Origin of the sequence: Tsuneonella deserti (assembly GCF_014644315.1) — a bacterium.
GTDB lineage: Bacteria > Pseudomonadota > Alphaproteobacteria > Sphingomonadales > Sphingomonadaceae > Tsuneonella > Tsuneonella deserti.
Window position 1 is genome coordinate 710,131 of the sequence record NZ_BMKL01000001.1, and the last position, 22,909, is coordinate 733,039.

The 22,909-nt window shown below is 65.8% G+C and carries 26 protein-coding genes and 1 tRNA gene; 24 read left to right on the forward strand and 3 right to left on the reverse strand.

Going from position 1 to position 22,909, the window contains the following annotated elements; all coding sequences use genetic code 11:
- The first annotated feature begins 12 nt into the window (after positions 1-12).
- Both IEW58_RS03225 and IEW58_RS03230 read left to right on the forward strand, forming a co-directional pair.
- A complete protein-coding gene (locus IEW58_RS03225; RefSeq protein WP_188643802.1) occupies positions 13-762 on the forward strand; it encodes a phosphatidylserine decarboxylase in 750 nt (249 codons plus the stop codon).
- Positions 763-779: 17 nt separating this feature from the next.
- On the forward strand, positions 780-1,610 hold the full coding sequence (locus IEW58_RS03230; RefSeq protein ID WP_188645647.1) for a CDP-alcohol phosphatidyltransferase family protein: 831 nt from the start codon (positions 780-782) through the stop codon (positions 1,608-1,610).
- Here IEW58_RS03230 and IEW58_RS03235 read toward each other — a convergent pair.
- A complete protein-coding gene (locus IEW58_RS03235) occupies positions 1,543-1,815 on the reverse strand; it encodes a hypothetical protein (RefSeq protein ID WP_188643803.1) in 273 nt (90 codons plus the stop codon). The genes IEW58_RS03230 and IEW58_RS03235 overlap by 68 nt on opposite strands.
- Before the next feature lie 341 nt (positions 1,816-2,156).
- Here IEW58_RS03235 and rpsB point away from each other — a divergent pair, with 341 nt between their 5' ends.
- From rpsB to rpmE, 12 genes are all read left to right on the forward strand, one after another.
- Positions 2,157-2,927, forward strand: coding sequence for a 30S ribosomal protein S2 (rpsB, locus tag IEW58_RS03240; RefSeq protein ID WP_188643804.1), 771 nt, complete (start codon positions 2,157-2,159; stop codon positions 2,925-2,927).
- A gap of 77 nt (positions 2,928-3,004) precedes the next feature.
- On the forward strand, positions 3,005-3,931 hold the full coding sequence (gene tsf / locus IEW58_RS03245) for a translation elongation factor Ts (protein WP_188643805.1): 927 nt from the start codon (positions 3,005-3,007) through the stop codon (positions 3,929-3,931).
- A gap of 136 nt (positions 3,932-4,067) precedes the next feature.
- Entirely contained in the window at positions 4,068-4,787 is a 720-nt protein-coding gene (gene pyrH, locus IEW58_RS03250) for a UMP kinase (RefSeq protein ID WP_188643806.1), read from the forward strand.
- Between the two features lie 2 nt (positions 4,788-4,789).
- Positions 4,790-5,347, forward strand: a complete 558-nt coding sequence (gene frr, locus IEW58_RS03255; protein WP_188643807.1) for a ribosome recycling factor — start codon at positions 4,790-4,792, stop codon at positions 5,345-5,347.
- A 25-nt stretch (positions 5,348-5,372) separates the two neighbouring features.
- Positions 5,373-6,056 (forward strand): polyprenyl diphosphate synthase, encoded by a 684-nt coding sequence (gene uppS / locus IEW58_RS03260; RefSeq protein ID WP_188643808.1) that lies wholly within the window; start codon positions 5,373-5,375, stop codon positions 6,054-6,056.
- A gap of 1 nt (position 6,057) precedes the next feature.
- The gene (locus IEW58_RS03265) at positions 6,058-6,753 is read left to right on the forward strand and encodes a phosphatidate cytidylyltransferase (protein WP_308419252.1); all 696 of its coding nucleotides are present in this window, start codon (positions 6,058-6,060) and stop codon (positions 6,751-6,753) included.
- Complete coding sequence (dxr, locus tag IEW58_RS03270; protein ID WP_188643810.1) at positions 6,753-7,904, forward strand: 1-deoxy-D-xylulose-5-phosphate reductoisomerase; 1,152 nt, start codon at positions 6,753-6,755, stop codon at positions 7,902-7,904. The genes IEW58_RS03265 and dxr overlap by 1 nt, the downstream gene beginning before the upstream one ends.
- A gap of 1 nt (position 7,905) precedes the next feature.
- Entirely contained in the window at positions 7,906-9,039 is a 1,134-nt protein-coding gene (rseP, locus tag IEW58_RS03275; protein ID WP_188645648.1) for an RIP metalloprotease RseP, read from the forward strand.
- A gap of 167 nt (positions 9,040-9,206) precedes the next feature.
- Entirely contained in the window at positions 9,207-11,888 is a 2,682-nt protein-coding gene (bamA, locus tag IEW58_RS03280) for an outer membrane protein assembly factor BamA (RefSeq protein ID WP_188643811.1), read from the forward strand.
- Positions 11,888-12,511 (forward strand): OmpH/Skp family outer membrane protein, encoded by a 624-nt coding sequence (locus IEW58_RS03285; RefSeq protein ID WP_188643812.1) that lies wholly within the window; start codon positions 11,888-11,890, stop codon positions 12,509-12,511. Before bamA ends, IEW58_RS03285 begins: the two co-directional genes overlap by 1 nt.
- Complete coding sequence (fabZ, locus tag IEW58_RS03290) at positions 12,508-12,984, forward strand: 3-hydroxyacyl-ACP dehydratase FabZ (protein WP_188643813.1); 477 nt, start codon at positions 12,508-12,510, stop codon at positions 12,982-12,984. Before IEW58_RS03285 ends, fabZ begins: the two co-directional genes overlap by 4 nt.
- Before the next feature lie 101 nt (positions 12,985-13,085).
- Positions 13,086-13,310, forward strand: coding sequence for a 50S ribosomal protein L31 (rpmE, locus tag IEW58_RS03295; protein WP_188643814.1), 225 nt, complete (start codon positions 13,086-13,088; stop codon positions 13,308-13,310).
- Between the two features lie 57 nt (positions 13,311-13,367).
- On the opposite strand, the gene IEW58_RS03300 is transcribed toward rpmE, so the two are convergent.
- Complete coding sequence (locus IEW58_RS03300; protein ID WP_188643815.1) at positions 13,368-13,910, reverse strand: MOSC domain-containing protein; 543 nt, start codon at positions 13,908-13,910, stop codon at positions 13,368-13,370.
- Positions 13,907-14,539, reverse strand: coding sequence for a prolyl hydroxylase family protein (locus IEW58_RS03305; protein ID WP_188643816.1), 633 nt, complete (start codon positions 14,537-14,539; stop codon positions 13,907-13,909). Before IEW58_RS03305 ends, IEW58_RS03300 begins: the two co-directional genes overlap by 4 nt.
- Before the next feature lie 181 nt (positions 14,540-14,720).
- Between IEW58_RS03305 and IEW58_RS03310 the strand changes: the two genes are divergently transcribed.
- The 10 genes from IEW58_RS03310 (at position 14,721) to IEW58_RS03355 (ending at position 22,905) form a co-directional block, all read left to right on the forward strand.
- Positions 14,721-14,797: transfer RNA gene (locus tag IEW58_RS03310), tRNA-His, on the forward strand.
- 69 nt (positions 14,798-14,866) lie between these two features.
- Positions 14,867-15,928, forward strand: a complete 1,062-nt coding sequence (locus tag IEW58_RS03315; RefSeq protein ID WP_188643817.1) for a Leu/Phe/Val dehydrogenase — start codon at positions 14,867-14,869, stop codon at positions 15,926-15,928.
- A 92-nt stretch (positions 15,929-16,020) separates the two neighbouring features.
- Positions 16,021-16,773 carry a heme ABC transporter permease CcmC gene (ccmC, locus tag IEW58_RS03320; RefSeq protein WP_188643818.1) on the forward strand — a complete coding sequence of 251 codons (753 nt, stop codon included), beginning with the start codon at positions 16,021-16,023 and terminating at the stop codon, positions 16,771-16,773.
- Entirely contained in the window at positions 16,773-16,910 is a 138-nt protein-coding gene (locus IEW58_RS03325; RefSeq protein WP_188643819.1) for a hypothetical protein, read from the forward strand. Before ccmC ends, IEW58_RS03325 begins: the two co-directional genes overlap by 1 nt.
- Entirely contained in the window at positions 16,907-17,380 is a 474-nt protein-coding gene (gene ccmE, locus IEW58_RS03330; RefSeq protein ID WP_188643820.1) for a cytochrome c maturation protein CcmE, read from the forward strand. Before IEW58_RS03325 ends, ccmE begins: the two co-directional genes overlap by 4 nt.
- A 13-nt stretch (positions 17,381-17,393) precedes the next feature.
- Positions 17,394-19,352, forward strand: a complete 1,959-nt coding sequence (locus tag IEW58_RS03335; RefSeq protein ID WP_188643821.1) for a heme lyase CcmF/NrfE family subunit — start codon at positions 17,394-17,396, stop codon at positions 19,350-19,352.
- Positions 19,349-19,879: a DsbE family thiol:disulfide interchange protein gene (locus tag IEW58_RS03340; RefSeq protein WP_188643822.1), complete on the forward strand. Its 531-nt coding sequence runs from the start codon at positions 19,349-19,351 to the stop codon at positions 19,877-19,879. Before IEW58_RS03335 ends, IEW58_RS03340 begins: the two co-directional genes overlap by 4 nt.
- Before the next feature lie 71 nt (positions 19,880-19,950).
- Positions 19,951-20,292: a cytochrome c-type biogenesis protein gene (locus tag IEW58_RS03345; protein WP_188645649.1), complete on the forward strand. Its 342-nt coding sequence runs from the start codon at positions 19,951-19,953 to the stop codon at positions 20,290-20,292.
- Positions 20,289-20,918, forward strand: a complete 630-nt coding sequence (locus IEW58_RS03350; protein ID WP_188643823.1) for a tetratricopeptide repeat protein — start codon at positions 20,289-20,291, stop codon at positions 20,916-20,918. Before IEW58_RS03345 ends, IEW58_RS03350 begins: the two co-directional genes overlap by 4 nt.
- A 76-nt stretch (positions 20,919-20,994) precedes the next feature.
- A complete protein-coding gene (locus IEW58_RS03355; protein WP_188643824.1) occupies positions 20,995-22,905 on the forward strand; it encodes a potassium transporter Kup in 1,911 nt (636 codons plus the stop codon).
- Positions 22,906-22,909 lie beyond the last annotated feature (4 nt).

Here is a 22,909-nt window from a genome sequence, read left to right on the forward strand (position 1 = left end):
TAAGCCGAACCGATGGCCGGTGAAATACTCGACAGCAAGGGGCGCGGCGACGCGCACTGGCAGTGGCCCTCTGTCCATCCTGAAGGGCGCAAATTCGGCCTGATGGTCGCGGCTGCCTCGCTGGTCTGCGCGTTTCTCGCCTGGGAAACGCTTGCCTGGCCGCTTGCTTTCCTCTCTTTGGGTGTCCTGGCCTTCTTCCGCGATCCGGAAAGGGTCGTGCCGCAGGACGAGCGGATGATCGTCTCCCCTGCGGATGGACTGGTGTCGCTGATCACCCTGGTGGAACCGCCGGCCGAACTGCTGGTGGATGACGGAACCGGGTTCCGCGGCCTCGCCGCGGGGAAGGTAACCCGCGTATCGATTTTCATGAGCGTGTTCGATGTCCACATCAACCGCGCGCCGATCGGCGGGACGGTGCAGCGCGTGGTCTATATACCGGGCAAGTTCGTCAACGCCGACCTCGACAAGGCAAGCGAGGAGAACGAACGCCAGCATATCCTGATCGAACGGCCGGACGGAGTGGCCATCGGCTTCACCCAGATCGCGGGGCTGGTCGCCCGCCGGATCGTGCCGTTCGTCAAGCCTGGCGATTTGGTGGCAGCCGGGCAGCGGGTCGGGCTGATCCGGTTCGGTAGCCGGGTCGACGTATACCTGCCCGCGGGCACGGATTCTAAGGTGGTACTCGGCCAGACGGTGGTAGCGGGGGAAACCGTGCTCGCGGAGCTCGGGATTCAAACGGTGATCGAAGGGGTGAACCAGTGATCGACGATCAGCCCCGCATGGGGCCGAAAGCGGCGGAAGATGAAGTCCCGCTTGCCACCAGGAAGATCGCCGGTGGCCTGGCGATGCGCGCCGTGGTGCCCAATGCGATTACCGCGGCTGCCATGTGTTCCGGGCTGACCGGGATCCGGTTCGCTATCTCGGGCATGTGGCGCGAGGCCGTCATTGCGGTGATCCTTGCCGGCGTTCTCGATGGCATCGACGGGCGGATCGCCCGGCTCTTGCGAGCGCAATCGCGGTTCGGAGCAGAACTCGACAGCCTGGCCGATTCGCTCAGTTTCGGCACCGCTCCTGCCTTGATCCTGTTCCTCTGGTCCCTGAACGACATGACGCGGCTCGGCTGGTTCGCCGCCCTGGCATTCGCGATTTGCGGCGCGCTGCGCCTGGCCCGCTTCAATGCGCAGATCGACGTGAAGGAACAGCCGCATAAGTCGGCCGGCTTCCTTACCGGGGTGCCGGCCCCGGTCGGAGCAGGCCTGGCCCTGTTGCCGATGTACCTCTGGCTTGCGACCGGCGAAGAAATGTTCCGCGATCCCTTGCTGGTCGCACCTTGGACGGCGCTCATGGCGTTCCTGATGATTTCCAACGTCGCGACGATGAGCTGGACGCTCATGCGTCCGCGTCGCGACGTGCGGCTCGGCGTGATAGCGATGGTTGGGATGGTGTTTGGGGCGCTGTTGCTGGAGCCGTGGTGGACGCTGGTGGCAATCTGCGCGGTCTACCTTGCGCTGATACCTTATGGCTGGATTCGCTACGCCAGGGTTAAGCGGCAGCGCGCAGCCGCTCCGCCACCCGCGCCGCGGGACGTCGCGCCGCACGTGCTGCGCTGATAGCCGCGGGGCGCAGGACGGGCATGGGCGCGGAACTGTTCACGCCCTCGAACCGCACGGTGACGTTCCGGAACGTATCGATCCGTGCGAGATCGCCACGCAGCAGCCGGAATGCATTCCGGCTGCGAAGGACGCCATCGGCGAGAGCGACGAAGCTCGTCACAGCGACGGTGGCGAACAGTGCGAGAAGCAGCGAAGCGATCATTTTCGAGACCCTCAATGGTCGGCACAATCGCGTGGAGCGCTTGTGGACAACTAGTGGAAAACTTCGAATCGAGATAAGTTCCCGATACGAGACAATGTTCCTCTTTTGTTCCACCGGGGTCAAGTGGTTTTCGCGACGAGCCGAATCCACCGCGCGTCTAAGCGAGGCTGGATTTCTGGACCTATCGTCGCTAAGGGGCGCGCGTCTGCCGCGAATCTGCGCCTTTCCAGGGGCCGGTCCGGGTGGGCAAATCCACATGGAGAGCGCCACATACCGGTGCCGCCTGCGGGATCTCCGCACGGTTCCAGCTCTCCAGAGGCTCAACCGGAAAGGAATTACCTATGGCGGCTCCTGTCGTCACCATGCAGCAATTGATCGAGGCCGGCGCACACTTCGGCCACCAGACCCACCGCTGGAACCCGCGGATGAAGCCGTACATCTTCGGCGCCCGCAACGGTGTTCACATCATCGACCTGTCGCAGACCGTGCCGCTCTTCGCGCGCGCTCTCGATTTCGTGCAGGACACGGTCCGTTCGGGTGGCAAGGTCCTGTTCGTCGGCACCAAGCGCCAGGCGCAGGAGCCGATCGCCGAAGCCGCCCGCCGTTCGGGCCAGCACTTCGTCAACCACCGCTGGCTGGGCGGAATGCTCACCAACTGGAAGACCATCTCGGGCTCGATCCGCCGGCTCAAGAGCCTGGAGGAGCAGCTTTCGGGCGACACTTCGGGCCTGACCAAGAAGGAAGTCCTCCAGCTTACCCGTGAGCGTGACAAGCTCGAGCTTTCGCTCGGCGGCATCCGCGACATGGGCGGCATCCCGGACGTGATGTTCGTGATCGACGCCAACAAGGAAGACCTCGCGATCAAGGAAGCCGGCGTGCTTGGCATTCCCGTGGTCGCGGTGCTCGATTCGAACGTCGATCCGACGGGCATCGCTTTCCCGATCCCGGGCAACGACGACGCCGCGCGCGCCGTGCGCCTCTATTGCGACGCGGTGGCCGAGGCGGCGACCAGCGGCAAGGGCCGCCAGGCGATCGATTCGGGTGCCGACGTGGGCGCGATGGCCAATCCGCCCGCCGAGGTGGACGCCGCCGAAGCCGCGACCGAGGCCTGATCGCTTCAAGACTGTTGCAGGCGCCGGGCCATCGTGCCCGGCGCCGCACTGCGTTTCTACCAAGAAGGAATTGTAACATGGCTGCTTTCACCGCCGCCGACGTGAAGAACCTGCGCGAGAAGACCGGCGCGGGCATGATGGACGCCAAGAAGGCGCTCGAGCAGACGAATGGCGACATCGAAGCCGCGGTCGACGCGCTGCGCGCCAAGGGTCTCGCCACGGCCGCCAAGAAATCGAGCCGCACCGCGGCCGAAGGACTCGTTGGCGTCGCTGTCGATGGCACCAAGGGTGTCGCCGTCGAGGTCAACTCGGAAACCGATTTCGTCGCCAAGAACGACAAGTTCCAGGACTTCGTCCGCAAGGTGACCCAGGTCGCTCTCGCCGAAGGCAGTGCCGACGTCGAGGCGCTCAAGGCGGCAGGCTACCCCGATGGCGGCACCGTGAGCGACAAGCTGACGGACAACGTCGCCACGATCGGCGAGAACCAGCAGGTCCGTCGTCTGAAGCACGTTTCGGTTACCGATGGCATCGTTGTTCCCTACATGCACAACGCGGCCGCCCCGAACCTTGGCAAGATCGGCGTGCTCGTCGCTCTGGAGTCGACTGCGGACAAGGCCGCTCTCGAAGCGCTCGGCAAGCAGCTCGCGATGCACATCGCCGCCGCTTTCCCGCAAGCACTCGATGCTGCCAGCCTCGACGCCGAAGTGATCGAGCGCGAGCGCAAGGTCGCCGCTGAAAAGGCTGCCGAGAGCGGCAAGCCGGCGGAAGTCCAGGCCAAGATGGTCGACGGCGCGGTGGCCAAGTTCGCCAAGGAGAACGCGCTGTTGAGCCAGGTCTTCGTGATGGACAACAAGACTCCCATCAGCGAGGTCGTCGCCAAGGCCGGCAAGGACGCCGGCGCTTCGATCGTGCTGAAGGACTACGTCCGTTTCCAGCTCGGCGAGGGTATCGAGAAGGAAGAGACCGACTTCGCTGCCGAGGTGGCCGCAGCGGTCAAAGGCTGAGTCCTTACCCAATCGAATTGACGGCCGCCGGAGCGATCCGGCGGCCGTTTTCGTGGGCGCTGCGCCCTTGCCGCATGGAAGCCTCGCCCTATAAGGGCGCGCGATCCGTACCGTTTTTTCGCGAGAAACCATTTCCATGGCCCTGCCACCCCTTAAGCGCGTCCTGATCAAGCTTTCGGGCGAAGTGCTGATGGGCAACCAGCAGTTCGGGATCGATCCCGCTTTCGTCAGTGAACTGGCGCACGAGATCAAGGCGGCGAAGGAGACCGGTCTCGAGGTCTGCCTCGTCATCGGCGGCGGGAACATCTTCCGCGGAATGGCAGGCGCGGCGGCCGGAATGGACCGGGCTCAGGCCGATTACATGGGCATGCTCGCCACGGTCATGAATGCGCTGGCCATGCAGAACGCGCTAGAGCAGATAGGCGTGCAGACGCGCGTGCAGTCGGCAGTGCAGATGGACGCCGTGTGCGAGCCGGTCATCCGTCGCCGGGCCGAACGTCATCTTGAAAAGGGGCGCGTGGTGATCTTTGCCGCCGGCGTGGGCGCGCCTTATTTCACAACCGATTCGGGAGCTGCTCTGCGCGCTGCAGAGATGAAATGCGACGCATTGCTGAAGGGCACCAGCGTCGACGGGATTTACGACAGCGATCCCAAGAAGAATTCGCAGGCGAAGCGCTTCGATACAGTAACTTACGACCAGGTACTGGCAAGCAACCTCAAGGTCATGGATGCATCCGCCGTGGCGCTCTGCCGCGATAACGGCATTCCGATCGTGGTCTTCTCCATCCGCGAAAAGGGCAACCTCGCGCGGGTGCTGGCCGGCGATGGCGTACGAACGATAGTGCAGGGAAGTTGACGATGGCGAAGTATGACAAGGCCGACATCGAGCGGCGGATGAAGGGTGCGGTCGAGAGCCTCAAGGGCGATCTGTCGGGTCTTCGCACTGGCCGCGCCAACGTGAGCCTGCTCGATCCCGTGGTTTGTGAAGTGTACGGCGCGATGATGCCGCTCAACCAGGTGGCGACCGTGTCGGCGCCCGAGCCGCGCATGCTGAGCGTGCAGGTGTGGGACAAGTCGAACCTCACCGCAGTCGAGAAGGGTATCGCCAAGGCCAACCTGGGCCTCAATCCGATGATTGACGGGCAGACGCTGCGGCTGCCGCTGCCCGACCTCACGCAGGAGCGGCGCAAGGAACTCGCCAAGCTCGCCGGCGAATACGGGGAAAAAGCCAAGATCGCCATCCGCAACGTCCGCCGCGACGGAATGGAAGCGCTGAAGGACGACGAGAAAAAGAAGGACATTTCCGAAGACGAGCGCAAGCGTTCGGAGGACGATGTCCAGAAGCTTACCGACAGCCACGTCGTCGAGATCGACACGGTGGTCGCGGCCAAGGTGAAGGAAATCCTTAGCCAGTGAGCGAGAGGCGCGGCGGAGCGGGGTGATGGCGGACGGAGACGCAGTCGCACGTCACGTCGCGATCATCATGGACGGCAACGGGCGCTGGGCGAAGAAGCGCCACCTGCCGCGCGCGGTCGGACATCAACGCGGAGTCGAGGCGGTGCGCAAGCTGGTCCGTTCCCTCAAGGACACCTCGATCGAGTGCCTGACGCTCTACGCCTTCAGCTCCGAAAACTGGAAGCGGCCCGAGGACGAGGTCGACGATCTGATGAACATGATGCGCAAGTTCATCAAATCCGACTTGCCCGAATTCATCGCCAACGACGTCAAGCTGCACATCCTGGGTGACTGGCGGGGCCTCGCGCCGGACATCGTCCAACTGCTCAATGAAGCGCTCGATTCGACGTCGAACGGGCGCCGAACACTCGCTGTCGCGCTCAATTATGGTTCGCAGCAGGAAATCGCCCGCGCGGCGGCGCTCGCCGCCAAGGAGGGAGCAATCACTCCCGATGCGATCGAACGCCATCTCGATACCGCGCCGCTGCCCCCGCTCGACCTGCTGATCCGCACCAGCGGCGAGGTTCGCCTGTCCAACTTCCTGTTATGGCAATGCGCCTATGCCGAAATGATGTTTACCGATGTGCTGTGGCCGGATTTCACTCCCGAACATTTATCACAGGCGCTGGATGAATTTGCGCGCCGGGAGAGACGTTATGGCGGACGCTGAGGTGGCTACGAGGAAGAGCGACCTGCCGGTACGGCTCGCTTCGGCGGTCATCATGCTGGCTGTAGCCATTGCCGCGCTCGTCATCGGCGGGCGGGTGTTCGAGACGTTCGTCGTCCTGGTCGCGCTCGCTGCCTTCGTCGAATTCATCCTCCTGGTCGTCAAGGCGACGCCGAACATCGCGTATCGGCTGGCGGCGATCATCGCGGGCGCGCTCTATTTCGGCGCGGCGGCGGGAGTGCTGGCGGGGGCGGGCGACTTCCTGATCGTGCTCATCGTCGGCGTGACCATCTTCACCGACACCTTCGCCTATTTCACCGGGCGCGCGATCGGCGGACCCAAGATCGCTCCCGCGATCAGCCCGTCCAAGACCTGGGCAGGGCTGCTTGGCGGGATGATCGGCGCCGCGCTCTGGGTCGTTTTGTGGGTTGTCGCCATCGACGGCGGTATCGTCGGCCCCCGGTTCGATCTCGGACTGCCGCTGATGGCGGAGAATCTGGGCCTCGCCGCCCTGCTCGGCGCCGGCCTGGCCGTGCTCGCGCAGGCGGGCGACTTCTTCGAATCCTGGCTCAAGCGGCGGGCGGGGGTGAAGGACTCCTCGCGTCTGATCCCGGGCCATGGCGGGGTGTTCGACCGGATCGACGGGATGCTGCCGGTCGCCATTGCGGTCGGCGCGCTCGCATCGCTGTTGGCAAACTGATGCGATCGATATCGATCTTCGGTGCAACGGGGTCGGTCGGCGCGTCGACCCTCGATCTCGTGCGGCGCAACCGGCGCGAATGGCGCGTGTCGGTCTTGACCGCCAACTGCAATGTGGCCGATCTGGCCGCGCTGGCCCGCGAATTCCAAGCCGAGCTTGCGGTTGTCGCCGACGAAAGCTGCCTTGCCGAATTGCGCGGCGCCCTGGCCGGCTCGGGCATCGCCACCGCGGGCGGTGCGGACGCGCTGGTCGAGGCAGCGGCGCGCGGTGCGGACGTGACGGTCGCCGCAATCGTCGGCTGCGCCGGTCTCGCCCCGGTCATGGCCGCGATCGAGCAAGGCGGGATCATCGCGCTGGCCAACAAGGAGGCGCTGGTCTCCGCCGGCGAGGTGATGACCGCCGCGGTCGCCCGCCATGGCGCGACGTTGCTTCCGGTCGACAGCGAGCACAACGCGATCTTCCAGTGCTTGCAGGGAAACCGGATCGAGGATGTGCGTCGCATCACCCTCACCGCCAGCGGCGGCCCCTTACGGACCTGGAGCGCGGCCCGGCTCGAGGCTGCCACGCCGGCGCAGGCCGTCGCTCACCCCAACTGGGACATGGGCGCCAAGATCAGCGTCGATTCCGCGACGATGATGAACAAGGGGCTCGAGTTCATCGAGGCGCACCACCTGTTCCCGGTCGGCCTCGACCGCATCCGCATCGTGGTTCACCCGCAGAGCGTGATCCACAGCCTCGTCGAGTACCGCGACGGATCGACCTTGGCGCAGCTCGGCCCGCCCGACATGAGGGTGCCTATCGCAAGCTGCCTTGCCTGGCCCGCGCGGATGGAAACGCCGATGGCTCCTCTCGACCTGCCCGCCCTCGGCGAGCTGACCTTTTTCGCGCCCGACGAGGATCGCTTTCCCGCGACCCGGCTGGCGCGCGAGGCGGCGGCCGCGGGCGGCGCGGCCCCCGCGGTGCTCAATGCCGCGAATGAAGTCGCGGTCGCGGCTTTCCTTGCCGGCAAGATTGCGTTCACACGAATTGCGGTAACAGTTGAGCGAACCCTGACACGCGCCATGCCCGCTGCTCCCACCACGCTCGAAGAGGTGCTCGCCGTGGACCGCGAGGCGAGGGCGCGTGCCGACGAATTGCTGGAGCTTGCCTGAGTTGATCGAAAGCCCTCCATTCTGGCTATACATCGCCGGTTTCCTGCTGCTGCTGGGCCCGCTGGTGACCGTCCACGAGTTCGGCCATTACCTGATGGGCCGCCTGTTCGGCGTCGGTATCGAGGCGTTTTCGGTCGGGTTCGGCAAGGAGATCGCCGGGTTCACCGATCGCCGCGGTACGCGCTGGAAGCTGTCCGCGCTCCCGCTGGGCGGCTATTGCCAGTTCAAGGGCGACATGAACCCGGCCTCCATTCCCGATGCCGAGGCGTTATCCGCGATCCCCGCCAGCGAGCGCGCAGGCAACTTCCACTTCGCTCCCTTGTGGCAGCGGGCGCTGATCGTGTTCGCCGGCCCGCTGACCAACATTCTCGTCGCACTGGGCATCTTCGCGGCGTTTTTCATGGCGTACGGCCAACCGGTGCAGGCCGATCCGGTCGAGGCGAACACGGTGCGCGCGTTCGCGCCGGGATCGGTCGCGGAAAAGGCGGGGATCGAGGTGGGCGACAGGATCGTCTCGATCGACGGGGCGCCGGTATCCGAATTTCGCGAGGTCACCAACCGGGTCATCATGCACCCGGGAGAACCGATCGTGCTGGGCGTCGAGCGGGCGGGCGAGCGCCTGCGCATTCCTGTCACCATCGGCACCGCGATCGAGCGCGACAAGTTCGGCAACGAGTCGCGGGTCGGCCGGCTGGGGATCTATTCCAGCCCGCTACGCTTCGAACCCGTGGGCCCCGTCGAGGCCGTCCGTCTCGCGGCTGACGAATCCGTCGGCATGGTGCGGATGATGGTGGTCGGCATCGGCCAGATCGTCACCGGGCAGCGATCGGTGAGCGAGCTGGGCGGCCCGATCAAGATCGCGAAATTTTCCGGTGAGCAATTGAGCATGGGCCCGCAGGCCTTTGCCGGCTTCGCGGCGCTCATCTCGCTTAACTTGGCATTCATCAACCTGTTGCCAATCCCGGCCCTCGACGGCGGTCACCTCGCTTTCTACGCAGCCGAGGCGGTGCGTCGGAAACCGGTCGGCGCCCGCGGTCAGGAATTGGCGTTTCGCGCCGGCGCGGCGATGATCCTCGCGCTGATGCTGTTCGTCACGGTCAACGATCTGCTGTCGCTGCCGATTTTCGGGCGATAGAGTCGGCGACCGCGAATATTCGTGGGTGAGGGAAGGCTGTCGCGCTGCTTGATTGGGGCCATGCTATCGGGCAAGGGCGCACGCACGTGGCGCCGGACTTGACGATACGGCAGGCGGCGTGCGCATTTTCGCGCAAAACTGAAAAATTGGACGGGAGTCCCACGTCAATGATCGCACGCGAATTCGCCGGTTTGCGCACCCGGCCGGTGATGACCAGGCTGGCCCTCTCCCTGCTGTGCGGAACCGTCCTCGGCGGAATGCCGGTCGCGGCCCTGGCCCAGGAGGCTGCGGCAGCGCCCGCTCCGGCCGCTGCCCCGGCGCCGCAGTCGGATGTGATCCGCACGATCTCGGTCGCGGGCGCCCAGCGGCTCGAGCCGAACACCATCGTGTCCTACATCCGCCTTCGTCCCGGCCAGGTCTATACCCAAGCCGCGGCGGACGAAGCGCTCAAGGATCTCTATGCGACCGAGCTGTTTTCGAGCGCGAGCATCGTCAACAACAACGGCGACGTCGTGATCACGGTGGCCGAGAACCCGGTCATCAACCGCATCGTCCTCGAGGGCAACAAGCGGATCAAGACGGACAAGATCACCCCCGAGATCAAGCTTGCGCCGCGCCAGATCTTCACCCGGTCCAAGGTGCGCGCCGACGTCGCCCGCATCGTCGAGCTGTACAAGCGGCAGGGCCGGTTCGCCGCCACGGTCGAGCCGAAGATGGTCGAGCTGTCGCAGAACCGCGTCGATGTCGTCTTCGAAATCAACGAAGGGCCCAAGTCCAAGGTCCGCCAGATCAACATCATCGGCAACGAGGCTTTTTCCGACGGCGATCTGCGTGACGAGATGGTCACCAAGCAGGCGCGCCTGACGAGCTTCCTCAGCTCGAACACCAGCTACGATCCCGATCGCCTCGCGTTCGACCAGCAGAAGCTGCGCCAGTTCTACCTGACCCAGGGCTATGCCGATTTCCGCGTCGTGTCCGCGGTGGCCGAGCTGACCCCCGACAAGCGCGACTTCATCATCACGTACGTGGTTGAGGAGGGCAAGCGCTACAAGTTCGGCGACGTCAACGTGCAGAGCCAGATCCGTGACTTCTCGAGCGAGGCCCTGACGAAGAGCCTGCCGATGAAGACCGGCGACTGGTACAACGCCAAGTCGGTCGAGGACACGGTCGAGCAGTTCACCGAGCTGGCAGGCACCTTCGGCTACGCCTTCGCCGACGTCTCGCCGGAGTTCCGCCGCAACCCCGACGACCTGACCATGGACGTGACTTACACGATCCGCGAAGCGCCGCGCGTCTATGTCGAGCGGATCGACGTCAACGGCAACACCCTGACGCAGGACAAGGTCATCCGCCGCGAATTCCGCCTGGTGGAGGGCGATGCCTTCAACTCACTCCAGGTGAAGCGGACCACCAACCGCATCAAGTCGCTCGGCTATTTCCAGGAAAACTTCGAGGTTGCGCAGAAGGACGGCAGCACGCCGGACCGCATCGTGCTCGAGGCCAACGTGGAGGAGCAGCCGACCGGCCAGCTCCAGCTGTCGGCCGGTTTCTCCTCAATCGAGAGCTTCATCCTCGCCGCCTCGATCCAGCAGCGCAACTTCCGCGGGCGCGGGCAGACCGTTGGCCTGGGCGTCAATTACTCGCGCTATTCGAAGAGCGCGAACGTCAGCTTTTCCGAGCCGTACGTTTTCGACCGCAACATCTCGATGGGCGTCGATATCTACCGGCGCGACCTGAACAGCTTCAATTACCTGAACAACGACCGCAACACGACATTCCAGCAGACGACCACCGGCGGCCAGGTCCGCATGGGCGTTCCGCTGACCGAGTACATGTCGCTGATCGGCAGCTACACGCTCAACTTCGACGACGTGACGCTGGACAAGAACCAGTTCTTCACGCTGGATTCGGACGGCAACTTCGCCTGCAACCCCTTGCTCGCCGGCCGCTACCTTTGCGAAGCCGTGGGCAAGCGCACGAGCTCGATCCTGGGCACCACGATCGCTTACGATTCGCTCGATAGCCGCCTGCGCCCGACTCGCGGACGCTCGGCATCAATCGGGGTCGAGTATGCGGGCCTCGGCGGTTCGGTGAACTACGTCCGCGTGCGCGGCAAGGCGGCACAATACTGGCCGGTCGGCTCGGGCTTCATCTTCTCGCTCACCGCGGAAGGCGGGGCCATCAAGGGTCTGGGCGGGGATGACGTCCGCCTGACGGACCGATTCTTCCTGGGCGAGCCCCAGTTCCGCGGCTTCGACATCCGCGGCGTGGGTCCGCGCGTGATACGGCGGCCGTACGACGTCAACGGAGTGCCGATCGAGGATCGCAACCGGGTGTCGGACGACGCACTCGGCGGCAAGTACTACTATCTCGGCCGGGCCGAGCTCGAGATCCCGCTCGGCAGCGGGGCCAAGGAACTGGGCCTGCGTCCGTCCATCTTCATGGACGTGGGCGCCTTGTGGGGCGTGCGGTTCCGCGATCCGGAGGACCTCACAACCTGTCCGTTCAATCCAGGGGCGAACAACCCATGCGCTTTTCCGCAGCGGGATGCGGCCGGAAACGCGCTGTACACGCAGACGGTGATCAACGCCGATGGCACGACGACAACGACGATCGTGACCAATCCGACGGCTCCGAACGGCTCCGCCAACACGGCGCTGGTGAACACCATCGCTCCGTTCAGCGAAGTGTTTTACGGCGACAGCCCGAGCCCGCGCCTTTCGGTGGGCATCGGCGTAAACTGGAACTCGCCCTTCGGTCCGTTCAGGATCGATTTTGCTCACGTGTTGCTTAAGCAGCCCGGTGACGACACCAAGCGCTTCACATTCAACGTAGGAACCCAATTCTGATGAAGAAAATCGTTCTCGGCGCGGCTTTCTCCGCGCTTTCGCTCGCGGTCGTGCCGACTGCCGCTCATGCCCAGAAGGTACCGGGCGCCGTGATCGTGGTCGTGGACACCGAGCGCGTGTATCGCGAGTGCACCGCCTGCGTCGCCGCCCAGTCGCAGCTCCAGGGCCTCGTGACTTCGTCGCGCACCCGTGCCCAGCAGCTCGGCGAGCCGCTGGCGACCGAAGGCCAGTCGCTCGAGCAGGCGGCGGCCGCGCTCGCCAAGCAGACCGGTGCGGCGCGCACTTCGGGCGAGACTGCCCTGAAGACCCGCGTGGAAGCATTCCAGCAGCGCCGCACCGCCGCGCAGCAGGAGATGGCCCAGCTGGAGCAGAACATCCAGTCGACCCAGGCCAATGTGGTTCGCCAGATCAACGAGCGGCTGAACCCGATCATCTCCCAGGTGATGAACTCGCGCGGCGCGAACGTGGCGCTCGACGCCAACTCCACGCTCGCACGCGGCGCCAACCTCGACGTGACCAACGACGTGCTGGCCGCGCTCAACGCCGCGCTGCCTTCGGTCAGCGTCACCCCGCTGCCGGCCCCGGCCGCCCCGGCGCAGCAGCCGCAACAGCAGACCCGATGAGCTCCGAAGCGGCAGAGGCCGCCGCCCACCCGCTGGACATCGGCCGGGTGATGGCGGCCCTGCCGCACCGGTATCCGCTGCTGCTGGTCGATCGCGTCAAGTCGATCGAGCTCGGGACGCGGATCCACGCGGTCAAGGCGGTCTCGTTCAACGAGCAGTTCTTCCAGGGCCACTTCCCGGGCCGGCCGATCATGCCGGGCGTCCTGCAGATCGAGGCGCTGGCGCAGGCCGCCGGCGTACTCGGCATCGAGACTTTCGGCCTCGCCGGCACCGGGAAGCTGGTAATCTTCATGGCGATCGAGAACGCCAAGTTCCGCGCGCCGGTGGAGCCGGGCTGCCTGCTCGACCTGGAGGTCGAATTCGTCCGCAAGAGCACCCGGGTATGCAAGTTCAAGGGGCGCGCTAGCGTGGAAGGCACGACGACCTGCGATGTCGAGTTCACCGCGATGATCGCCGACGCGCCGAAGGACTGACGCTAGTCCTTGCCAATCGGGCCGCCCATCGCTAGGGGCGCGCCTTTCCCGAAACAGCCTGGCCGGTCGGAACCGGCCTCACGCTAACGGAGCATGATGCCATGAAGGCCGATATCCACCCCGATTACCACACCATCACGGTCAAGATGACCGATGGCACCGAATTCCAGACCCGCTCCACCTGGGGCGCGGAAGGCGACGTGCTCGCCCTCGACATCGACCCGACCAGCCACCCGGCATGGACCGGCGGCAAGCAGCAGGTTTCCGAAGGCGGCCGCGTGGCCAAGTTCAACCAGCGCTTCGGCGGGCTCTCGCTCAAGAAGTAAGCCCTCGCTGGCTTCTGCTGATGAAAGGGCGGTCCGCGTGGGCCGCCCTTTTCGCATTCAGACGAGGTCGAGCGGCCGATGAGGGGCGGGCGGCAGTTCCACTTCGATCGCCGCGCCCTGCGCAATCTCCCCGCCGCTCTCCACCACCGCCATCACCCCGCATTTGCGCAGGATCGAGCCGTCAGCGCGCTTCTCGATCATCTCGGCAAGCAGGCCGGGGCGAAACGCGTCAATCTGCCAGCAGGGGTTCCGCAGCCCCGTCACCCGGACAACCACGTCGCCGATCCGCAGACGGGCGTCCGTCGGCAGCGCGAGAAGGTCGATCCCCCGCGTGGTGAGGTTTTCGCCCAGCTCGCCCGACGCGATTGCGAACCCCTTGGCGGCCACTTCATCGAGCAATTCCGAATGGATCAGGTGCACCTGCCGCAGGTTCGGCTGGTGCGGATCCTTCTTCTTGCGCGAAACGTGCTGCACGGTCGCCCCGGCGTGCGCATCATCGGCCACGCCGTATCCTGCAATCAGGGTAAGCCGCTCGCACGGCTCCTTGGAAAAGCGGTGCGATCCGCTCCGCGCGAGGCCGATCACGCGCGCTCCATTCATGCCCACGCTTTCTCCCGATACCATTTGGTGATGATGTATTTGACGCCGCGCCGCACTTTCATCCCGTGATGCAGCGTGGCCGGATTGACGGTGCCATCGGGCTGGCGGTTATTCCAGGCAAGGAGCTTCCCGGTCTCCGGCTGGATGATCTTGCGCGCTGCGTTGAAGCGCGTGCCGCCGCCCGCCTCCAGATCGTTGAGATAGACCATGAAAGTCCAGGTGCGCTGGCCGGCCACGGAACAGTAGCGGTCCCAGTCGATTCCACCGGGATCGAAGTAATCGGTGTGGGCCTTGAACTCCTGCCCTACGGCGTAACGCTGGCCCTGGACAGGCTCGCCGTGGGCCGGATCGATGCCGTTGAGCGCGAAAAGGCGGTCCTCGAGGTTGCGGACCGCTGGATGCACGGGATCGAGGTCGCACGTCTCGCTTGTGCGGAATAGCGCGTCGCCATTGGCGTCGGCGATGGTCGATGGGCGCCGGTTGGCGTCAATGAGTTCGATCAGCTCAGCGCATAGTGCCGGGGGCAGGAAGCGCTTGAGCTGGAAAAGCTCCAACCCGGGAAACGGCGCACGCTGGATGCCCGGATGCCTCGCCAGGATTTGCGCAGAGGATTCGCCGGGATTAGTCATCCGCCTTGCGATATGCCAAGGTGACGCGCGAAACAATCTTGCGCCATCTGTTGCCCGGCGCAGTTTTCGCTTCTCAAAAGGGAGCGGCTATGCAACAGGCGCTCGCCCGTGTGGGAAGCCGCTTGACGGCTCTCCGCCGGGGTCTATCTGCCCGGCCTCACGGCATGCAACAGGGCATGTGGCGATCGTAGCTCAGTTGGTTAGAGCGCCGGTTTGTGGTACCGGAGGTCGGGGGTTCGAGACCCCTCGATCGCCCCATTTTTTCCCTTTGGACATGCCGCCATTCACGGCGCGCGTTCCTGCGTGCCGAACGCGGGGCGCAGTGCGATGACGGCTTTCTGGACGCAGGCGGATTACGACGATCACGAGCTGGTCGAGCTGGTCCACGACCAGGCATCGGGCCTGACCGCGATCATCGCACTCCATTCCACCCACCTCGGCCCCGGTGCGGGCGGTACCCGGTTCTGGCACTATGCCGACCCCGCCGACGCAATGCGCGATGCGCTGCGTCTTTCGCGCGGGATGAGCTACAAGAATGCCATGGCCGGCTTGCCCATGGGCGGCGGCAAGGCAGTGATCCTCGCCGGAAAGGACCGCGCAAAGACGCCGGAGATGCTCGCCGCTTTCGGCGACGCCGTCCAGGCGCTCGGCGGCAAGTACGTTACGGCGGAGGACGTCGGCATTTCCGAAGCCGACATGGTCGCGGTTTCGCAGCGCACGCAATTCGTTTCCGGCTTGCCGGTGGGCGAAGGGCAGGCTGGCGGCGACCCGGGCCCGTTCACGGCGATGGGAATCTACCTCGGGATCAAGGCTGCGGTCGAACACAAGCTTGGCCAGTCCTCGCTCAAGGGCGTGCGGATCGCCGTGCAGGGCACCGGCAGCGTCGGCGGCGGGGTTGCGCGGCTGCTGCACAAGGATGGGGCCACGCTGACCGTCGCCGATGTCGACGCCGGCCGCGCCGAGGCTCTCGCCCGCGAAGTCGAGGGCGTGGCGGTCCCGGCCGACCAGATCATGTCCGTGGCCTGCGACGTGTTCAGCCCCAACGCGCTCGGCGCGATCCTGAACGAAGAGGGCATCGCCCGGCTCGACTGTCCGATCGTCGCGGGAGGTGCAAACAATCAACTCGCCGAGGCCGGCCACGGCCAGCTGCTGGCCGAACGCGGCATTCTCTATGCGCCTGACTACGTCATCAATGCGGGCGGCATCATTTCGGTGGCGCTCGAGTACCTGTGCCGCACGCAAGGCCAGCCGTGCGACATCAACGAAGTGCGCAAGCGCCTCGCGCAAATCCCCGAGCGGCTGCGCACGATCTGGGAAGAAAGCGACCGGACCGGCGTCTCGTCGGATGCGGTAGCCGACCGCATGGCGCAGAGGCTGATCGGGCGTTAGGACGCCACACGCACGCTAAACGGCTTGCGGACACGCTCGGCCACTTGCCGCGCCGACCCGGTCCTGCCAAAGCGTCGCGGACGGTTTTTCCGATGCACGGCTTCGCCAATCCCAAACGCTTCCTGAGCCTCGCGCGGCCGCTCACTCCGTGGCTGCTGGGAATCGGATTCCTGCTCACTGGCGGAGCGCTGGGCTGGGGCCTCGTCGGCGTGCCCGCCGAACGGCTGCAAGGGGAAACCGTGCGGATCCTTTTCCTCCACGTGCCGGCTGCGTGGCTTGGCATGGGCGGCTGGACCACGATTGCGCTGGCCAGCCTTGCCGAGATCGTCTGGCGCCACCCGCTGGCAGCGATCGCCGGGCGCGCTGCGGCGCTTCCGGGCGCGTTCTTCACCGCCCTCTGCCTCGTCACCGGCTCGCTCTGGGGGCGTCCTGCCTGGGGCACCTGGTGGGAATGGGACGGCCGCCTCACCAGCATGCTCGTGCTGCTGTTCCTCTACCTCGGCTACATCGCGCTTGCCGGAGCCACTGCGCGCGAAGGCGCTTCGAGCCGCATCCCGGCGATCTTCGGGCTGGTGGGCATCGTGAACGTGCCGGTGATCCACTATTCGGTACTCTGGTGGTATTCGATACACCAGCCTCCCAGCCTTTCGTTGAGCGGATCGGCCATGGCGCCCGAGTTCCTCTGGCCGCTGCTGGCCGCGACCGCCGGGTTCTCCTGCCTGTTCGGCGCGATCGTGCTGATGCGGATGCGCGCTCTGCTTGCCGAGACCCAGGCCCAGGCCCGCTTGCGCCGCCGCGCGCGCGAGCTCGAGCTCGAGCCGCGCCTTAAGGCATCGGGGGCCTGATGCGCGAAACGCTCGATCAATGGCCCTTCGTGATCGCCGCCTATGCGATCGGCATAGCCGGTACGCTTGTGCTGATCGGCTGGAGCTGGCTGGCGATGCGGCGCGCCGAGCGACGCAGGGAAAAGGCCGGAAAATGAACGACTCCGCGCGCGGCCTGCAGCCCAAGCACCAGCGCCTGGCACTGGTGGTGGTGGCCGTGGTCGCCATCGTCGCTGCCGCGATCATCGCCACCTGGGCGCTGCGCAGCCAGGCGAGCTACTTCTATGTGCCGAGCGACATCGTGAAGCACCATCCCGCTCCGGGCCGCTCGGTCCGCCTCGGGGGCATGGTGGAGAAGGGTTCGGTCGTCACCCGGCCCGACGGCGTGACGATCGAATTCGTGGTCGGGGACGGCACGGCGCGGGTGCCGGTCCGCTATTCCGGCATCGTGCCCGACCTGTTCGTCGAAGGATCGGGCGTGGTCGCCGATGGACGGATGCAGGCCAATGGCACTTTCATCGCCGACAAGCTTCTCGCCAAGCACGACGAGAACTACGTCCCGCGCGAGCTTGAGGAAATGACCGCGGCCCAGAAGAAGATGGTGGTCGAGGAGACCACATCGCGATGAAATCCGCTCGCAGATGATTGCAGAGCTCGGTCTTGCCGCGCTGTGGCTGGCTGCCGCGCTGGCTGCGCTGCAACTCGTGTCCGGCTTCCTCGCCGCGCGGCACGGGGGGGAGGCGGCTGAGGCCGAGCTGGCCGTGCTCGTCCGCCCGGCGGCGATCGTGCAAGGGGTGGTGTGCGTCTTCGCCTTCGCGATGCTCGTCTGTTTGTTCGCCCGCACCGACCTGTCGGTGAAGCTGGTGGCGATGAATTCGCACTCGATGAAGCCGATGATCTTCAAGCTCGCGGGTGCGTGGGGCAATCACGAAGGCTCGATGCTGCTGTGGGTTACGGTCATGTCGGCCGCGGGCGCGCTAATCGCTATTGTCGAACGACGCCTGCCGGAACGCACCATGCAGGCGACGCTGGCGGCGCAAGGTTTTGTCGCGCTCGGCTTTTACGCCTTCCTGCTGTTCAGTTCGAACCCGTTCGAGCGGCTGCCGATGCCGGCAATCGAGGGCAACGGCCTCAACCCGCTTCTGCAGGACATCGGGTTGGCCTTCCACCCGCCGACTTTGTACCTCGGCTACGTCGGCCTCTCGGTCGCCTTCAGCTTTGCCGTCGGCGCACTGCTGACACGGCAGGTGACGCCCGAATTCGCGCGGGCCATGCGGCCATGGGTTCTCGGCGCGTGGATATTCCTGACCATCGGGATCACCGCCGGGTCCTACTGGGCGTACTACGAACTAGGCTGGGGCGGCTGGTGGTTCTGGGATCCGGTGGAGAACGCTTCGCTGATGCCATGGCTGGCGGCGACGGCGCTGCTCCATTCGGCCAGCGTGCTGGCCTCGCGCGATGCCTTGCGGGCGTGGAGCATCATGCTGGGCGTGGTGGCGTTCTCGATGAGCATGGTGGGGACGTTTCTGGTCCGCTCGGGCATTCTCACCAGCGTCCATGCCTTTGCGGTGGACCCCGAGCGCGGGTCGTTCATCCTCGCGTTGCTCGCGATCTACATCGGCGGCGCCCTGGCGGTGTTCGGTCTCAGGGCGAGCACGATAGCCGAAGGCGAGCGTTTCGCGCTGGTCAGCCGCGAGGGCGCGCTGGTGATCAACAACGTGCTCCTCTCGGCCATTCTCGGGGTCGTGCTGCTGGGCACGCTCTATCCGCTGCTGACCGAAGCATTGGGCGTGCGCGTCTCGGTCGGGCCGCCCTATTTCGACCCGGCGTCGGCGATTTTCGCTTTGCCGATGCTGGTGGTCATGGCGGCGGGCCCGTTGCTGCGCTGGCGGCGCGATCGATTGCAGCGGGTGCGGCGGCCGCTCATCGTTGCCGGGGCTGTGGCACTTGCCGCCCTGCTCGTGGCGCTCGCGCTGGACGGTCCGGGCATTCTGCCGCTTCTGGGGCTGTCGCTGGGCGCGGGTCTGGCGGTCGCCTCGGTTCTTCCCTTGCGCGGACGCAACTTGCGGCGGCTGCCGCTGGCGACCTGGGGCATGGTCGTCGCGCACCTGGGCATCGCGGTGTCGCTGATCGGCATGGCGAGCGACACGGCTTTCAGCGAAGAACGCCTGTCGGCCCTCAGGGTGGGCGAGACGGCCCAGGTCGGGCCGTGGCGCGTGACGCTGCAGTCTGTATCGCCCGTCGCCGGTCCGAACTGGAACGCGCTCGAAGGGGTCATGCTGGCGAGCTACGCCGGCGGTGAGCCCGCTCGCCTAGCACCGCAGGCGCGCAGCTTCTGGGCGCCCCCGCAGGAAACCACCGAGAGCGCGCTGCAAACCCGCTGGAACGGCCAGCTTTACGCGGTCCTCGGCAAGGCGGCCGACGGGCAGCGGTGGCAGGTGCGCCTGTGGTGGAAGCCGTTCGTGACGCTCATCTGGCTTGGCGGCCTGATGATTGCGCTTGGCGGCGTGCTGGCGCTGCTTGGAAATGTCGCGCGCGACCTGAAGCGGCGAACCGTCCAGCGCAAGGCCGCGGCGCGGCGGGCGGAGCTTGCGCGATGAAGCCGTGGCGCTTCTTCGTGCCCCTGGCCGTGTTCAGCGCCTTCGTCGGCGTGGCGGCATGGCAGCTGACGCAGCCCAAGGACGAATTCGTCCATTCGGCCATGATCGGCAAGCCGGTGCCGGAATTCGCGATGCGCGCCGCCTCGGCCGACCGCCCGGGACTGGCGCTGGCCGATCTCAAGGATGGCAAGCCCAAGTTGCTCAACATCTGGGCGAGCTGGTGTGTGCCATGTGCCGCGGAGGCGCCGCAACTTGCGGCCTTGCAGGCCCGGGGCGCGACCATCGTCGGTGTTGCGATCCGCGACCGCCCGGAGGACGTTGCCGCTTTCCTTGATCGGTACGGCAATCCCTTCACCCGCATCGGCGCCGACGACCTGTCCGAACTCCAGCTTGCGATCGGCAGCTCAGGGGTGCCGGAGACGTTCGTGGTCGATGGCAAGGGGATCATCCGCTACCAGCACATCGGCGACATCCGCGAAAGTCAGGTCCCGATGATCCTCGAAAAGCTGGCTGAGGCGGGCCAGTGAGGCTGCTTGCCGCCTTGTTGCTGGCCCTGGCCTTGCTTCCGTCGCAAGCCCCGCTTCGCGCGCAGGATTCCATGCCGCCTGCGCCTTACGCCTATCGCCAGCTTGACGACCCCGCGCAGGAAGCGCGGGCGCAGGGGCTGATGGAGACGCTCCGGTGCCTCAAGTGCCAGAGCCAGTCGATCGCCGACAGCGACGCGCCGATGGCCGGCGACATGCGGCATCAGGTCCGCACCCGGATCGCTGCGGGCGAGGACCCCGAGGTCATCCGCCAGTGGATGATGGAGCGTTACGGCGACTACGTCAGCTATGCCCCTCAGGTCAGCCGCACGACCTGGCCCCTGTTCGCCGGACCGGTGATCCTGCTCGCCATCGCGGCGCTGTTGCTGTGGCGCCGCTTCGGGAGGCGCCGGTGACTTTCCTGCCGATCATCCTGTTGGCGGCCGTGGCTTTCGTGGTGGCTGTCTTCGTGTTGCGGCTGCCCCGTACGGGCTGGGCGCTGTTCGGCGCCGCGCTCCTGTTCGGTCTGGCGGGCTATGCCCTCCAGGGCTCTCCCGGTCAGGCGGGCGCGCCGAAGGCTGCGATCCCCGAGGCTGCCGACGCGGGTGTCGCGCTGGTCGAAGCCCGGCGCGAGCTGTTTGGACCGGCACCGCCCAGCCGCTTCGTGACGGTGGCCGATGGTTTCGCGCGGCGCGGTCAATTCGCCGATGCGGCAGGTATCCTGCGCGCCTCACTCGAGAAAAACCCCGGCGATGCCGAGGCATGGCTCGCTCTGGCCAACGCGCTGGTGGAGAATGCCGAAGGTCAGCTCACTCCGGCGGCGGTCTTCGCCTTCGGCAAGGCGGAGCAGGTCGATCCCGAAAGTCCGGGTCCCGGCTTCTTCCTTGGCGTCGCCCTGATCAATTCCGGCCGCCCGGTGGAGGCGCGCCAACTGTGGGCCGACATGCTCGCGCGAGCGCCTGCCGATGCACCGTGGCGCGCCGGACTCAAGGAACGGCTCGACCGGCTCGACGTTCTTATCGCGCAGATGGGAACGCGGTGAACATGCGCGCTCTGCGTTGCAGGGGCCTGGACGCGGTGCTAGTCGCCGCGCCCGCCATGACAGACTCACTCGGCCAATGAGCGCTCCGCTCCCGCCCGGCGAGATCGGCGGCAAATCGACTTCGGCGAAGGTGAAGCTGGCGGTCGGGGCGATCGGCATCGTCTTCGGCGACATCGGCACCAGTCCGATCTACGCATTCCGCGAAACCTTTGTCGGGCCCCACCCTCTCACGCTCGACACCCTGCACCTGATGGGAGTGGTCAGCCTGATCTTCTGGGCGATGACGATCATCGTGTCGCTGCAGTACGTTGCCATCCTGATGCGGGCGGACAACAAGGGGCAGGGCGGCACGCTCGCCCTGGTCGCGTTGATCTCGCGCAAGATAGGCAGCACCAACCGAAGCTGGATTGCGGTCATGCTCGGCGTATTCGCCACCTCGCTTTTCTACGGCGACAGCATGATCACGCCAGCCGTGTCGGTCCTCTCGGCGGTCGAGGGCCTCACCACCGTCGAGGCGGGACTGGCCGATTTCGTCATCCCCATCGCGCTTGCGCTGCTGATTGCGCTGTTCCTGCTTCAGAAGCGGGGCACCGCCTCGATCGGCAAGCTCTTCTCGCCGATCATGCTGGTCTATTTCTCGACACTCGCGGTGCTCGGGATCAGCCACATCCTCGATTTCCCCGGGGTGCTGGCCGCGCTCAACCCCTGGTATGCCGTCCAGTTTTTCATGACGGACAAGCTGCTGGGCTTCCTCGCGCTCGGGTCCGTAGTGCTGGCGGTGACGGGGGCGGAAGCACTCTACACCGACATGGGCCATTTCGGCCGCGGCCCCTTGCGGATCAGCTGGTTCGGTTTCGCCATGCCATGCCTGCTGCTCAATTACTTCGGCCAGGCGGCGATGATCATGAACCTGGAAGCCGCGGCGGCGGCCGAGGCGATCCAGAACCCGTTCTTCCTGATGGCGAGCGAGGCCTTCCGCCTGCCGCTGGTGCTGCTGGCAACGGCGGCGACCTTCATTGCCAGCCAGGCGGTCATCTCCGGTGCCTTTTCAGTGACGCAGCAGGCCATCCAGCTGGGCTTCGTGCCGCGCCTGTCGATCCTCCACACCAGCGAGACCGAGCACGGACAGGTCTACATCCCGTTCGTCAACTGGGTGCTTATGATCGCGGTCATCCTGCTCGTGCTGACGTTCCGCAACTCCTCAAACCTCGCCAGCGCCTATGGCATTGCGGTTACCGGCGCGATGCTGATCGATACCTGCCTGATGGCGGTTCTGTTCGTCGCCGTATGGCGGTGGAAGCTGTGGCTGGCGCTGCCGATCGCGGCAGTTTTCTTCCTCTTTGATGGAGCCTTCTTTGCCGCCAACCTGCCCAAGGTGCCGGATGGCGGCTGGTTCCCCCTGCTGGTCGGCGCCTTCGCGTTCACCCTGCTGACGACCTGGGCCCGGGGCCGGCAACTGATGCGCGACCGGATGAGCGAAGTGGCGCTGCCCATCGCCATTTTCGCCAAGAGCGCCAAGAACTCCGCAACCCGAGTGCCCGGCACCGCGATTTTCATGGCCTCGACTACCGGCGGCGTGCCGAGTGCGCTGCTTCATAACATCAAGCACAACAAGGTGCTGCACGAGCGAGTGGTGATCCTCACGATCGAGATCGCCGACGTGCCCTATGTCGATCCCATCGAGCGCTTCGAAATCCATAGCGTCAGCGACGGGCTTTACCGGGTGGTGCTGCATTTCGGCTTCATGGAGGAAACCGACGTGCCCGCCGCCCTCAAGGGCGTGGAATCGTGCGGCGGCATGTTCGACATGATGCACACCAGCTTCTTCCTCAGCCGGCAGACGCTGATCGCCTCAAAGCGGCCCGGGATGGCGATCTGGCGCGAAAAACTGTTCGCCTGGATGCTGCGCAACTCGGCGACCGCCATGTCGTTCTTCCGCCTGCCGACCAACCGCGTGGTGGAACTCGGCAGTCAGCTGGAAATCTAGGCCG

Bases quoted from the DNA above. Each gene is read 5' to 3' on its own strand.
- IEW58_RS03225 (WP_188643802.1), top strand. From the start codon at position 13: ATGGCCGGTGAAATACTCGACAGCAAGGGGCGCGGCGACGCGCACTGG.
- IEW58_RS03230 (WP_188645647.1), top strand. From the start codon at position 780: ATGGGGCCGAAAGCGGCGGAAGATGAAGTCCCGCTTGCCACCAGGAAG.
- IEW58_RS03235 (WP_188643803.1), bottom strand. From the start codon at position 1,815: ATGATCGCTTCGCTGCTTCTCGCACTGTTCGCCACCGTCGCTGTGACG.
- rpsB (WP_188643804.1), top strand. From the start codon at position 2,157: ATGGCGGCTCCTGTCGTCACCATGCAGCAATTGATCGAGGCCGGCGCA.
- tsf (WP_188643805.1), top strand. From the start codon at position 3,005: ATGGCTGCTTTCACCGCCGCCGACGTGAAGAACCTGCGCGAGAAGACC.
- pyrH (WP_188643806.1), top strand. From the start codon at position 4,068: ATGGCCCTGCCACCCCTTAAGCGCGTCCTGATCAAGCTTTCGGGCGAA.
- frr (WP_188643807.1), top strand. From the start codon at position 4,790: ATGGCGAAGTATGACAAGGCCGACATCGAGCGGCGGATGAAGGGTGCG.
- uppS (WP_188643808.1), top strand. From the start codon at position 5,373: ATGGCGGACGGAGACGCAGTCGCACGTCACGTCGCGATCATCATGGAC.
- dxr (WP_188643810.1), top strand. From the start codon at position 6,753: ATGCGATCGATATCGATCTTCGGTGCAACGGGGTCGGTCGGCGCGTCG.
- bamA (WP_188643811.1), top strand. From the start codon at position 9,207: ATGATCGCACGCGAATTCGCCGGTTTGCGCACCCGGCCGGTGATGACC.
- IEW58_RS03285 (WP_188643812.1), top strand. From the start codon at position 11,888: ATGAAGAAAATCGTTCTCGGCGCGGCTTTCTCCGCGCTTTCGCTCGCG.
- fabZ (WP_188643813.1), top strand. From the start codon at position 12,508: ATGAGCTCCGAAGCGGCAGAGGCCGCCGCCCACCCGCTGGACATCGGC.
- rpmE (WP_188643814.1), top strand. From the start codon at position 13,086: ATGAAGGCCGATATCCACCCCGATTACCACACCATCACGGTCAAGATG.
- IEW58_RS03300 (WP_188643815.1), bottom strand. From the start codon at position 13,910: ATGAATGGAGCGCGCGTGATCGGCCTCGCGCGGAGCGGATCGCACCGC.
- IEW58_RS03305 (WP_188643816.1), bottom strand. From the start codon at position 14,539: ATGACTAATCCCGGCGAATCCTCTGCGCAAATCCTGGCGAGGCATCCG.
- IEW58_RS03315 (WP_188643817.1), top strand. From the start codon at position 14,867: ATGACGGCTTTCTGGACGCAGGCGGATTACGACGATCACGAGCTGGTC.
- ccmC (WP_188643818.1), top strand. From the start codon at position 16,021: ATGCACGGCTTCGCCAATCCCAAACGCTTCCTGAGCCTCGCGCGGCCG.
- IEW58_RS03325 (WP_188643819.1), top strand. From the start codon at position 16,773: ATGCGCGAAACGCTCGATCAATGGCCCTTCGTGATCGCCGCCTATGCG.
- ccmE (WP_188643820.1), top strand. From the start codon at position 16,907: ATGAACGACTCCGCGCGCGGCCTGCAGCCCAAGCACCAGCGCCTGGCA.
- IEW58_RS03335 (WP_188643821.1), top strand. From the start codon at position 17,394: ATGATTGCAGAGCTCGGTCTTGCCGCGCTGTGGCTGGCTGCCGCGCTG.
- IEW58_RS03340 (WP_188643822.1), top strand. From the start codon at position 19,349: ATGAAGCCGTGGCGCTTCTTCGTGCCCCTGGCCGTGTTCAGCGCCTTC.
- IEW58_RS03345 (WP_188645649.1), top strand. From the start codon at position 19,951: ATGCCGCCTGCGCCTTACGCCTATCGCCAGCTTGACGACCCCGCGCAG.
- IEW58_RS03355 (WP_188643824.1), top strand. From the start codon at position 20,995: ATGAGCGCTCCGCTCCCGCCCGGCGAGATCGGCGGCAAATCGACTTCG.